The 11,549-nt window shown below is 29.1% G+C and carries 11 protein-coding genes and 2 riboswitches; of the genes, 4 read left to right on the forward strand and 7 right to left on the reverse strand.

All coding sequences use genetic code 11. The features are described from left to right. Positions 1–1,108: aspartate 4-decarboxylase (gene aspD, locus ACRDBA_RS10990; protein ID WP_438572969.1), on the reverse strand; the 1,108-nt coding region annotated here is incomplete at its 3' end. A 336-nt stretch (positions 1,109–1,444) separates the two neighbouring features. Beyond that, positions 1,445–1,522: riboswitch (glycine riboswitch) on the forward strand. A gap of 2 nt (positions 1,523–1,524) precedes the next feature. Continuing rightward, positions 1,525–1,615, forward strand: a riboswitch (glycine riboswitch). 79 nt (positions 1,616–1,694) lie between these two features. On the opposite strand from aspD, the gene ACRDBA_RS10995 reads away from it, so the two are divergent. Then, a complete protein-coding gene (locus ACRDBA_RS10995) occupies positions 1,695–3,068 on the forward strand; it encodes an alanine/glycine:cation symporter family protein (protein WP_438572959.1) in 1,374 nt (457 codons plus the stop codon). A 54-nt stretch (positions 3,069–3,122) separates the two neighbouring features. Here the strand turns inward: ACRDBA_RS10995 and ACRDBA_RS11000 are convergent, their stop codons facing one another. Beyond that, positions 3,123–3,392: an acylphosphatase gene (locus ACRDBA_RS11000; protein WP_438572960.1), complete on the reverse strand. Its 270-nt coding sequence runs from the start codon at positions 3,390–3,392 to the stop codon at positions 3,123–3,125. 185 nt (positions 3,393–3,577) lie between these two features. Between ACRDBA_RS11000 and ndk the strand changes: the two genes are divergently transcribed. Next, positions 3,578–3,979, forward strand: a complete 402-nt coding sequence (gene ndk / locus ACRDBA_RS11005) for a nucleoside-diphosphate kinase (protein WP_438572961.1) — start codon at positions 3,578–3,580, stop codon at positions 3,977–3,979. Positions 3,980–4,020: 41 nt separating this feature from the next. Here the strand turns inward: ndk and ACRDBA_RS11010 are convergent, their stop codons facing one another. Genes ACRDBA_RS11010 through ACRDBA_RS11030 form a run of 5 tightly spaced genes read right to left on the reverse strand, consistent with a single transcriptional unit; the run spans position 4,021 to position 8,337 of the window. Then, positions 4,021–5,088, reverse strand: a complete 1,068-nt coding sequence (locus ACRDBA_RS11010; RefSeq protein ID WP_438572962.1) for an ABC transporter substrate-binding protein — start codon at positions 5,086–5,088, stop codon at positions 4,021–4,023. Continuing rightward, positions 5,075–5,887, reverse strand: a complete 813-nt coding sequence (locus tag ACRDBA_RS11015) for an ABC transporter permease (RefSeq protein ID WP_438572963.1) — start codon at positions 5,885–5,887, stop codon at positions 5,075–5,077. The genes ACRDBA_RS11010 and ACRDBA_RS11015 overlap by 14 nt, the downstream gene beginning before the upstream one ends. Further along, entirely contained in the window at positions 5,881–6,732 is an 852-nt protein-coding gene (locus tag ACRDBA_RS11020; protein ID WP_438572964.1) for an ABC transporter permease, read from the reverse strand. The genes ACRDBA_RS11015 and ACRDBA_RS11020 overlap by 7 nt, the downstream gene beginning before the upstream one ends. Beyond that, the gene (gene potA, locus ACRDBA_RS11025; RefSeq protein ID WP_438572965.1) at positions 6,732–7,775 is read right to left on the reverse strand and encodes a spermidine/putrescine ABC transporter ATP-binding protein; all 1,044 of its coding nucleotides are present in this window, start codon (positions 7,773–7,775) and stop codon (positions 6,732–6,734) included. Before potA ends, ACRDBA_RS11020 begins: the two co-directional genes overlap by 1 nt. Before the next feature lie 22 nt (positions 7,776–7,797). Then, positions 7,798–8,337 carry a helix-turn-helix domain-containing protein gene (locus ACRDBA_RS11030; protein ID WP_438572966.1) on the reverse strand — a complete coding sequence of 180 codons (540 nt, stop codon included), beginning with the start codon at positions 8,335–8,337 and terminating at the stop codon, positions 7,798–7,800. Positions 8,338–8,824: 487 nt separating this feature from the next. Here ACRDBA_RS11030 and ACRDBA_RS11035 point away from each other — a divergent pair, with 487 nt between their 5' ends. Beyond that, entirely contained in the window at positions 8,825–9,919 is a 1,095-nt protein-coding gene (locus ACRDBA_RS11035) for a GNAT family N-acetyltransferase (RefSeq protein ID WP_438572967.1), read from the forward strand. Positions 9,920–10,092: 173 nt separating this feature from the next. Continuing rightward, a partial coding sequence (locus tag ACRDBA_RS11040; protein WP_438572968.1) for a pyruvate formate lyase family protein occupies positions 10,093–11,549 on the forward strand: 1,457 nt, incomplete at its 3' end.

Below are 11,549 nucleotides of genomic sequence, written 5' to 3' on the forward strand. Positions count from 1 at the left end.
CCATATGCTTATATCTATCATTTACTATATCCTTTTTATCCTTTGGTAAATCTGCTATGAGCTTATTAAATATATTTTTTTCATGAAGCATAATAGTTCCTAATCTCCAACCTGTTACTCCAAAGTATTTTGAAAGAGAGTAAACCCCTAATGTATTATAAGGTAAATCAGCAATTATAGATGAAAAATTATTAACGAATGTACAATAAACATCATCTGTAATAATCATAAGATTAGGATTATGATTTTCTACTATATTAACTAAATTATTTTTACAATCAGAATCTAAGGCTATTGAAGCTGGGTTATTTGGATTAACTATAAACAAAGCTTTAATAGACGTATCCTTTAACTTTTCAAGCTCTTCCTTTGGATATTGATATGTAGGGTTACCGTTATCGTCAACTTCGTTTGCATGTATATGGACTACTTCGAAATTATAGTTTGGTAAATGTGGAATTTCTAAATAAGGAGTAAAAATTGGAGTCATTAAAGCTATTTTATCTTCCTTATTTAATAAATTATTTGCAGCTAATGAATCAAAAATATAACACATTGCAGCTGTTCCGCCTTCAACACCAAAGACGTCAAAACCACCATTTATTTCTTTATTATTACATAATTCCTTCATTAAGTATTTGTTAGCAATTTTTTCAATATGAGAAAGCATTCTATCTGGGAATGGATAATTATCTCCTATTATTCCATCAGCTAACTCAAATATGAAATCGTCAGAATTAAAATCTAGATTATTTATACCATAGTTTAAAAGGTTATTTATTAAATCAATTCCTGGAGCATTAGAGTTATTTTCTATGAAGGCTTTTAATCTTTCAGAAATTCCTTCTTTTTCTACCATTCCAGCTAAGTCATTTATACAGAGTGTTCTCTTAGTTTCTTCAACGGCAAATTGGCCAAAGGTAAAGAAGGCTTGTCTTGGCGTTGCAGCAGTCCAGTTAGGGTTTCCACGACCTGCATCTAATATAGAACCATTAAAGGCTCCGGTATTTAATTTAGCTAAAGCTATTAATTTATCTTTAAATTCAAATGGACTTATTTTTCCATATAATTTCTTTAAGTTTTCTTTATTTAAATGAGTAGTCATTATTTTTTCTCCTTGGTAATGAATTTATTATATATATACTATAATAAAATTAATCAAAAAAGCAAGAATTATTGCATAAAAATATAAAAAGTGAAATATAAAAAGCCACTTTTTAATACTTTATTAAATTAATATAGAATATTACAGTCATATATATTAAAGTGGAATCTTGATGAAACATAATTTATATATTTATGCATTTATATATTAAGTTTTATTAGAAAATTAAGGAATATAATATCTTTATAAAGGCATATCCCAGTAAAAAGATAATTTAAAAAAATGGTTGCATTTTGGAAAATAACGTATATAATAAAAAATATAACTTAATATGTTCGGATGAAGGTAGCGGGAGAGCGATTTTAAATAATCCACCGAAGAAGCAAATCTTTCAGGTATTAGGACCGTTACTGGACGAGCCTCTGGAGAGACTCAGAAAAAGAGCACCGAAGGAGCAAGGTAAAGTACTTTATAGTATTTTACTGAAACTCTCAGGTAAAAGGACAGGGGATATGATTGACAAGGGATAGTCATATCCTTTTGTCTATCTATTCTCCTCCGTAAATTGAAATTTAAGGGGGATTTTTTTATGAATCAATTATCAACATTTCTAGAATCAATTAACAATATTGTATGGGGACCACCTTTACTAATTTTATTAGTAGGAACAGGTGTATATTTAACATACAAGCTAAAATTATTACAAATCTTTAAATTACCACTAGCATTAAAATACGTATTTGGAAAAGATGAAGAAAATTATGATGAAGATGCAAAAGGTGATGTTTCAAGTTTTGGAGCATTATGCACAGCATTATCAGCAACTATAGGAACAGGAAACATAGTAGGTGTAGCAACAGCTATTAAAGCAGGAGGTCCAGGAGCTTTATTTTGGATGTGGATTGCAGCATTTTTTGGTATGGCAACTAAGTATGCAGAAGGTGTTCTTGCTATAAAATATAGAGAAGTAGATGAAAATGGTGAAATGGCGGGAGGACCAATGTACTATATTAAAAACGGACTTGGTTTAAATTGGCTAGCAAAATTATTTGCTATTTTTGGAGTTGGAGTTGCATTACTTGGAATTGGTACCTTTGGTCAAGTTAAATCAATAGCAGATGCAGCTAAAATAACTTTTAATATGCCATTAATAATAACTGCTGTTGTAGTTACAGTATTAGTTGCATTAGTTACATTAGGTGGTATAAAAAGAATTTCTAAAGTATCAGAAAAAATAGTGCCAATTATGGCAGCTTTATATATAGTAGGTGTATTAATAGTACTTATAACAAACTTCTCAGCTATCCCAGCAGCTATAAGCTTAATTATACAAAGTGCATTTAATCCAAAAGCAGCTTTAGGTGGTGCTGTTGGTATAACAGTTTCAATTGCAATGCAAAGAGGTATAGGAAGAGGTGTATTTTCAAATGAGGCTGGATTAGGAAGTGCTCCTATAGCAGCTGCAGCTGCAAAAACTAAATCACCTGTTAAGCAAGGATTAATATCTATGACAGGTACATTTATAGATACAATAATAATTTGTACTATGACAGGTTTAGTTATTGTTATAACAGGAGTGTTTAGTGGTAATCTAGAAGGGGCAGCACTAACTACAGCGGCTTTTGAAGCGGGATTACCTATTGCTGTAATAGGTAAATATATAGTTAATATTGGACTTATGTTCTTTGCATTTACAACAATATTAGGTTGGAATTATTATGGAGAAAGATGCATTGAATTCTTAGTAGGAGTAAAGGGGATAAAACCATATAAAATGATATTTATAATCTTTGTTGCAGTAGGACCATTTTTACCATTAGAAATGATATTTATTATAGCTGATATAGTAAATGGGCTTATGGCATTTCCGAATCTAGTAGGACTTTTAGGACTTAGAAAAGTAGTAATTCAAGAAACAGAAGATTTCTTTAAAGATTATAAAGTTAACAATTTAACTGCGTAAAGATTAAATTAAATATAGATAAAAAAATAGCTGATATATATTTTTATATATCAGCTATTTTATTACAAATTTCTTTTCATCAAGATTAACAGGAAGTTTCTTTAAGGATATATCATCTACTCTAATAAACATATTTCCTTTTTTTATTATTGATATGAACTTATTAAATGCTTCACTTTCACCTTGAACTTGAAGCTCAACCATTCCATTATCCATATTATATGCATATCCTGTTAAACCTAAGGAAGTAGCATTCATTTGACAGAAAAATCTAAAGCCAACACCTTGAACTCTACCATCGGCAACTACTAAATAACGTACCATATTTACCTCCAAAGCATTATTAAAATAGTTTTACGTATAATTGTTACATTTATACGCTTTTAATTTTTAAATACAACATATTTATAATATATCATAAAATCAATAATATTATATACATAATTGTCAGAAAAATTAAATATAGTATTTCTAGAGTCACAATTTTAAGTATAAAGGAGAGACTGTTTATGAGTGAAAAAAGCTTAGTATTAATTAAACCTGATGCTGTTAAAAAAAATCTTAGTGGAAAGATAATATCTTGTTATGAGGAAAATGGATTAAAGGTTATAGAGCTAAAAATGGAGCATATAAGTGAAAAGCTTGCAAGCAAGCATTATGCTGAGCATAAAGGAAAGGATTTTTATAAGCCTTTAATAGAATTTATTACAAGTGGACCTTTGTGTGCAATGGTATTAGAAGGAGAAGGAGCAATAGAAAAGATTAGAAAGATAAATGGAGCAACAGATCCAGCAAAGGCAGCAGAAGGAACAATAAGAAAAATGTTTGCTGATAGTAATAGAGAAAATTCAGTTCATGCTTCTGATTCTAAGGAAAGTGCTTTAAGAGAAATTAAATTATGGTTTAAATAAAAAACAACCTGTAGTTTGCTAGCAAATTACAGGTTGTTTTTTTATTCTATTTTAACTTTTAACCAAGCATCATCATAAATCTTAAGCTTATCGCCTAAGTCAATAAATATACTACATTTATCAAGGGTTTCTTCATCAGGATAAACTGTTTCATCATTTTGAGTTTCTTCATCTAAAAGCTCATATGCAGCTACATTTGGTGTAGCATATCCTATATATTCTACATTTTCTTTAGCATTTTCAGCATCTAATAAAAAGTTTATGAAAGCTTCTGCACCAGCTTTGTTTGGAGCATCCTTAGGAATAACCATTGAGTCAAACCACTTATTTGAACCTTCCTTAGGAACTACGTATTCAAGATTAAGGTCAGGAGCTTCTTCCATTATATATACAGCATCTCCAGACCAAACAGTAGCAAGAGCAGCTTCACCATTTACTATTTTATCTTTAACTTCATCAACTACATAAGCTTGAACTATAGGTTTTTGCTTAATAAGCTCTTCACTAGCTTTATCAATTTCTTCTTTATTAGTTGAATTAATTGAATATCCAAGCTTAATAAGAGCAATAGCAAGGGTATCTCTTATAGAGTCAAACATTAAAATCTCACCTTTATATTTAGGATCCCATAATGCATCCCAGCTATCAATTTCTTCAGAAACCTTATCAGCATCATAAATAATACCTATTGTACCCCACATATAAGGAATAGAGTATTCATCATTTGGATCGTAAGATAAGTTTTTATAATCCTCACCAATATTTACGTAGTTTGGAATATTATTAAAATCTATTTTTTCAGCCATATCTTCCTTAATCATTTTTTCAACCATATAATCTGATGGGAAAACTAAATCATAAGTACCAGGGCTGTTTTTTACTTTTTGGTACATTATTTCATTTGTATCGTAGGTATCATATATAACCTTTATTCCTGTTTCTTCTTCAAATTTAGAAATTAAATCAGTATTTATATAGTCACCTACATTGAATACATTAATAGTTCCGTTTACACCCTTGTTAGAAGATTTTCCTGTACAACCTACAAGTAATGATCCAACCATTGTAGTTGCTACAATTAGTGAAAGTAATTTTTTAAGCTTTTTCAATCTTACCACCTCTTGATGTAAATTCTTTTCTATTTGCAATTAATAAAAGTATTAAAACACTTAGGAACATTAAAGTTGAAAGTGCATTAATTTCAGGCTTAATTCCTCTTCTAGCCATTGAGAATATTTCAATAGATAAATTTGTAACTCCAGGGCCAGTTGTGAAAAAGCTTATTACGAAATCATCTACTGACATAGTAAATGCCATTAGCATACCTGCAAAAATACCAGGTTTAATTTGTGGTAATACTATTTTTCTTAAAGCATATGAAGGAGTTGCACCTAAATCTAAAGCAGCATCAACTATATTATCAGGTAATTGCTTTAATTTTGGTAAAACTGCTAAGATAACATAAGGAATACAAAATGTTATATGAGCTAAAAGCATTGTAGTAAAACCAAAATCTAACTTTGTTATAGGTCTTAAGAATATAAATAAACTCATAAGAGCAATACCTGTTACAATATCAGGATTTAATACTGGTAAGTAGTTAACGTTTAATAGGAAGGTTTTCTTCTTACCAGTCATCTTATCTATACCAATTGCAGCTAATGTACCTATTATTGTAGCAACAATTGAAGCTATTATAGCTATTACAATAGTATAAAATAATGCTTGCATAATTCTTTCGTTTTGTAATAATTGCTTATACCATTTTAAAGTAAATCCAGACCAATTACCCATTGACTTTGAATCATTAAAAGAGAAAATAATTAAAGTAAAAATTGGTGCATAAAGAAAAATAAATATTATTAATAAATAAAACTTAGAAAAAAAGTTTTCAAGTCTTTTTACCATAATTGACTTCCTCCTTCCTTGTCTCCGCCATCAAATTTATTCATAAGTGCCATAGAGATTAATATTATAATCATCATAAATATTGAAATTGAAGAACCAAAGTTCCAATCTCCCATAGTAGTAAATTGTTGTTCTATTAAGTTACCTATAAGCATATATTGACCTCCACCTAGTAATCTTGAAATTACAAAGGTTGATACAGCAGGCATAAATACCATAGTTATACCTGATATAACTCCAGGCATGCTTAAAGGTAATATTATCTTTCTAAATATTTGTCTTCTATTAGCTCCTAAATCAGAAGCAGCATCAATTAAGTTTTGATCCATTTTAGTTAATACAGTATATATAGGAAGTACCATAAAAGGTAAGAAGTTATATATCATACCTAATATAACGGCAAAGTCTGTATAAAGTATATTAATAGGACCTAAACCTATAGTGGATAATAAATTATTAATAAATCCGTTTTTACCTAATATAGGAAGCCATGCATAAGTTCTAAGAAGGAAGTTCATCCACATTGGAACTATAAATAGCATAATTAAAATATTTCTTTTACCAGGTGACATTTTTGATATTATATATGCCACTGGGTAACCTAGGATTAAGCATCCAATAGTAGAAAATAATGCTAAAGAAATACTTCTAGTAAAAACCTTAATATATTGAGGTTGAAGTAATCTAGTAAAGTTTTCAAGGGAAAAAACATAATTTCCTTCTGGTGATTTAACTGTGAATCCAAAAAATAATACTATAAATAAAGGAATTATAATAAACAATGCACTCCAAATTATAAAAGGAGAAGCTATTAATGAATTATTCTTATTTTTTAAAACTTTCATTATTCAGATACCTTTCTCATTATATGAATATCTTCTGGATAAATCTCTAATCCAACAACTGAATCAACTTCAGTACTTTTTGTATTATGAACTATCCAAGTATTATTTCCTTCTTCAACTTCTATTTCGTAATGAACTCCTTTGAAAATCACAGATTTAACTTTTCCCTTTAACATTCCCTTTTCAGCAGGAACTAGTTTTATATCTTCAGGTCTTATTACTACATCAATGACTTCGTTTTTAGAGAAGCCTTTATCTACGCATTCAAAATTAACTCCACTAAATTCAACTTTAAAATCATCATGCATAATTCCATCTAGTATATTACTTTCTCCTATAAAGTTAGCAACAAATGCATTTGAAGGTTCGTTATATATATCTTCAGGTGAACCCATTTGTTGAATTTTTCCTTTATTCATAACAACTATAGTATCAGACATTGTTAAAGCTTCTTCTTGATCATGAGTAACAAATATAAATGTAATTCCTAATCTTTGTTGAATTCTCTTAAGTTCAATTTGCATTTCTTTTCTAAGTTTTAAGTCTAATGCACCGAGAGGTTCATCAAGTAAAAGTACTTCAGGTTCATTAATAAGAGCTCTTGCAATAGCAACTCTTTGTTGTTGACCACCACTTAGTGAATCTATATTTCTTTTTTCAAATCCGTCTAATGCTACTAGTCTTAGCATTTCCTTTACTTTAATATCTATAGTTTTTTTATCTACTTTTTTTATTGTAAGTCCAAAAGCTATGTTTTCATAAACATTCATATGAGGAAATAGGGCATATTTTTGGAATACGGTGTTTACTTGTCTTTTAAATGGAGGAAGAGTTGATATATCTTCACCATTAAAAATAACCTGTCCATTATCTGATTGTTCAAAACCAGCTATAATTTTTAGTGTAGTAGTTTTACCACATCCACTTGGGCCTAATAATGTTAAGAATTCATTTTTCTTAATATTTAATGTAAGAGAATCTAATACAGTGTTATCCTCATATTTTTTTGATATACTTTTTATTTCAATAATGTTTCCTTTCAAAATAAACACCTCTCTTTATAAATTAAAATGATGGTGGAGTACTAATCCATATTACTTTAGCTGCAGTTTTACCAGGGTTTGAAATATAGTGGTTTACTTTTGGTTTATAATAAAAGCTTTCACCTTTTTTTACCTTATATTTTTTATCACCTAAATGAAGGGTTATAGTTCCAGATAATACATAACCGAATTCTTCACCTTCATGAGGTTCTTCTTCTATATATTGCCCACCAGCTTCTAAAGTTATCATAATAGGTTCCATTTCATTCTTTTGTGCATTTGGTATAAGCCACATAAGGCTATACTTTAATTCTTCGTTTTCTGTTTCAAACATATCTTCATATGTATATGTAACTCTTTCTTCACTATCATCACTAAAAAATTCTGTTAGATTTGTTCCTAGAATTTCTAATATATCTATCAAAGTTGCAATAGAGGGGGATGTTAATTCATTTTCCACTTGAGAAATAAATCCCTTTGATAATTCACATCTATTAGCAAGTTCTTCCTGTGTTAATTGTTTTTCTATTCGTAGTCTACGAATTTTTTCGCCTATTTGCAAAATTTCACCTTCTAACTTATTAAAATAATTGCTTATACTAAACCTTATGTTTAAGATTACTAAACAAACAATGATATTATATAGATATTTTAGAAAAAAATCAATAATAAATTGAAAAAAACTTTTATAAATAAATTGTAATAGAATGGGAGTATAACAAGAGTACAGCAACTTTATGTAACCTTAAGTTTAATTAAACAACATTTGAAGTTTAGTATAACTAAGAAAAATAGGAATTGATATTAAAATTAGTTTTTTATCTGATATTCATAAAGCTTAGAAATACAATAATTCGTCAAATAAACTCGTAATAAGTAGAATTAGTATAAATAATAAAATGAAAAAAATTATAAAAAGGAATTGTGGCAGTTAGTATGTCTTGAAAAAATATAAATTATATGAGATATTAAAAGATGGAAATAAATAAAAATAATGAATTATTTATTCATTATTATAAGTTTATAAATTATGGCTTGAGGGTGATGTAATGAACGGAAAAATTAATTTGTATAGAAGAAATGGGAAAAAAGTTTATATAAAGCAACCAGAATTTAATGAGTTAGAGTTTGTTGCAAAGCTTTGGGGCGATGAAGAAACTATGGCTGATATTGGAGGAGCATATCTTTTTCCAGAGGAAAGATGGGAAATGTTTTATAAAAAAATGGTTTCACCAACAGATGGAAAAAACTTTTATTGCATAATATATACGGTTAGAGATAAGGCTATTGGAGAAGTAAGTTTTCACGGATATGATTCAGCAACAAAGGTTGCAAGAGCAAATATAAAAATTCATCATAGATATAGAAATAAAGGTTATGCTGAAGAAGCAATAAAACTTCTTTTAGAATATTATTTCTTAGAGTTTGGTGGAGAAACTATTATAGATACAATTAAAACAGAGCCGGCAGAAAATTTATTTAAGAAAGTAGGCTTTGAGAATATAGGTAATTTTAGAAATCAAGTAACTTACAAGATAAATAAGGACAAGTTCTTTAGTATAAAAGATCAAAAGAAAAGAAAAATAAAAGTATTAGCATATAATGAAATGAACATTAATGATTATTCTATTGCCTTTGAAATATTTGAAAGAGCAAATGAATTATTAAATGATGGTATTTTTGAAGTTAATGGAGTTGGATATGGGGAAGAGGTTACTTTACAAAATGGAATAAAAGTAACTGCGTTAAAGACTTTTGAAGATGAAGCGGATAAACCAGATATTATAATAATTCCTGGTGGAAAAGGTGCAGAAATGGCTGTAAAAGATAAGTTTATAATTAGATATCTTTTAGCAAACTATAATGATAGTGATTATCTTTTATCCTTATCAGAAGGAATGTACTTCCTTAATAGATGTAGAATGTTAGATGGAATATTAGTACCAATAGTTAAAAATGTAAATGAAGAAGCTTATTCATCTACAAAGGATATTAATTTAGTAGAAAAAGATTTTACTGATAATGGTAAGTTAATTATATCTGCAAATAAAGTGGGAGCTATAAAAGGTTGTTTAAATATTATCAAAAAAATAGCTGGTGAAGAAATAGCTAGCATAATATCATCTGAACTTGGTGTCAAATAGAAGTTATACTATGGAGAAAAAAATAGCTAAAACAATTAATAATGGAAAAATAATGAAAAATTAATAAGTTTTTTATAAGAAAACGTTTATTTAAGTAAAGTAGCTATTAACAAATTGGAAAATAAGGTGTATAATTAAATTGTTAAAAAAATGACACAGGGGAGGAATGGAAAATGTTTCCACAATGGGAAGGTTTTAAAGGCGAAAGCTGGAAAGAAAGTATTGATGTAAGAAACTTTATACAAAAAAATTACAAATTATATGAAGGTGATTCAAGCTTCTTAGCTCCAATATCAGAAAAGACTTCAAAGGTTTGGGACAAGGCGAGAGCTTTAATTATTGAAGAAATAAAAAAAGGTATTATAGATATAGCTACTGACAGAGTTTCAGGTATAGATAATTTTGATGCTGGTTATATTGATCAAGACAATGAAGTAATCGTTGGTTTACAAACAGATGCTCCACTAAAAAGAATCGTTAATCCATTTGGGGGAATGAGAATGGTTCAAACTTCATGTGAAGCATATGGATATGAATTAGATAAGGATATCGAAAATCATTTTCCAAGATACAGAAAGACTCATAACCAAGGTGTATTCGATGCATATACTAAGGAAATTAGAGCTGCAAGAAGTGCAGGTTTATTAACAGGTCTTCCAGATGCTTACGGTAGAGGAAGAATAATAGGGGACTATAGAAGAGTTGCTTTATACGGAATTGACTTCTTAATGGAAGAAAAAATGAAAGATCTAGACAATCTTCAAGGAGATATGTTAGATGAATTAGTAAGACAAAGAGAAGAAGTAAATATGCAAATCAGAGCTTTAGCTGAAATTAAATCAATGGCAGCTAAATATGGTTGTGATATTTCTAAGCCAGCTGGAACAGCTCAAGAAGCTATCCAAGCTTTATACTTTGGATACTTAGCAGCTATCAAAGAAAACAATGGTGCTGCAATGTCAATCGGAAGAACTTCAACATTCCTTGACGTATATATAGAAAGAGATATAGAATCAGGTTTAATTAATGAAGAGCAAGCTCAAGAATTAATAGACCAATTAATTATAAAATTAAGATTAGTTAGACATTTAAGAACTCCAGAATACAATGATTTATTCGCAGGAGATCCTACTTGGGTAACAGAATCAATTGGTGGTATGGGAGTTAATGGGAAGGCTTTAGTAACTAAAAACTCATTTAGATACTTACACACATTAACTAACTTAGATCCAGCACCAGAACCAAATATGACAGTTTTATGGTCACCAGCTTTACCATCAAACTTCAAGAAGTATTGTGCTGATATGTCAATAAAGACTGATGCTATCCAATACGAAAATGATGAAGTTATGAGACCAGTATATGGTGATGACTATGCTATAGCTTGTTGTGTATCAGCTATGAAGGTTGGTAAGCAAATGCAGTTCTTCGGAGCTAGAACAAACTTAGCTAAAGCATTATTATATGCTATAAACGGTGGAGTTGACGAAAAGTCAGGTAAAACTGTAATTAAGGGATTAAAACCAATGACTGATGAAGTTTTAGACTTCAAGAAAGTTATGTCAGTTTATGATGATGTATTATCATACGTTGCAAAATTATATGTTGATACAATGAACATCATTCACTG

Source organism: Clostridium sp., assembly GCF_051654825.1.
Taxonomy (GTDB): domain Bacteria; phylum Bacillota; class Clostridia; order Clostridiales; family Clostridiaceae; genus Clostridium.

Excerpts from the sequence above, each read along its gene's own strand:
- ACRDBA_RS10995 (WP_438572959.1), top strand. The coding sequence starts at position 1,695 with ATGAATCAATTATCAACATTTCTAGAATCAATTAACAATATTGTATGG.
- ndk (WP_438572961.1), top strand. The coding sequence starts at position 3,578 with ATGAGTGAAAAAAGCTTAGTATTAATTAAACCTGATGCTGTTAAAAAA.
- ACRDBA_RS11035 (WP_438572967.1), top strand. The coding sequence starts at position 8,825 with ATGAACGGAAAAATTAATTTGTATAGAAGAAATGGGAAAAAAGTTTAT.
- ACRDBA_RS11000 (WP_438572960.1), bottom strand. The coding sequence starts at position 3,392 with ATGGTACGTTATTTAGTAGTTGCCGATGGTAGAGTTCAAGGTGTTGGC.
- ACRDBA_RS11015 (WP_438572963.1), bottom strand. The coding sequence starts at position 5,887 with ATGGTAAAAAGACTTGAAAACTTTTTTTCTAAGTTTTATTTATTAATA.
- ACRDBA_RS11020 (WP_438572964.1), bottom strand. The coding sequence starts at position 6,732 with ATGAAAGTTTTAAAAAATAAGAATAATTCATTAATAGCTTCTCCTTTT.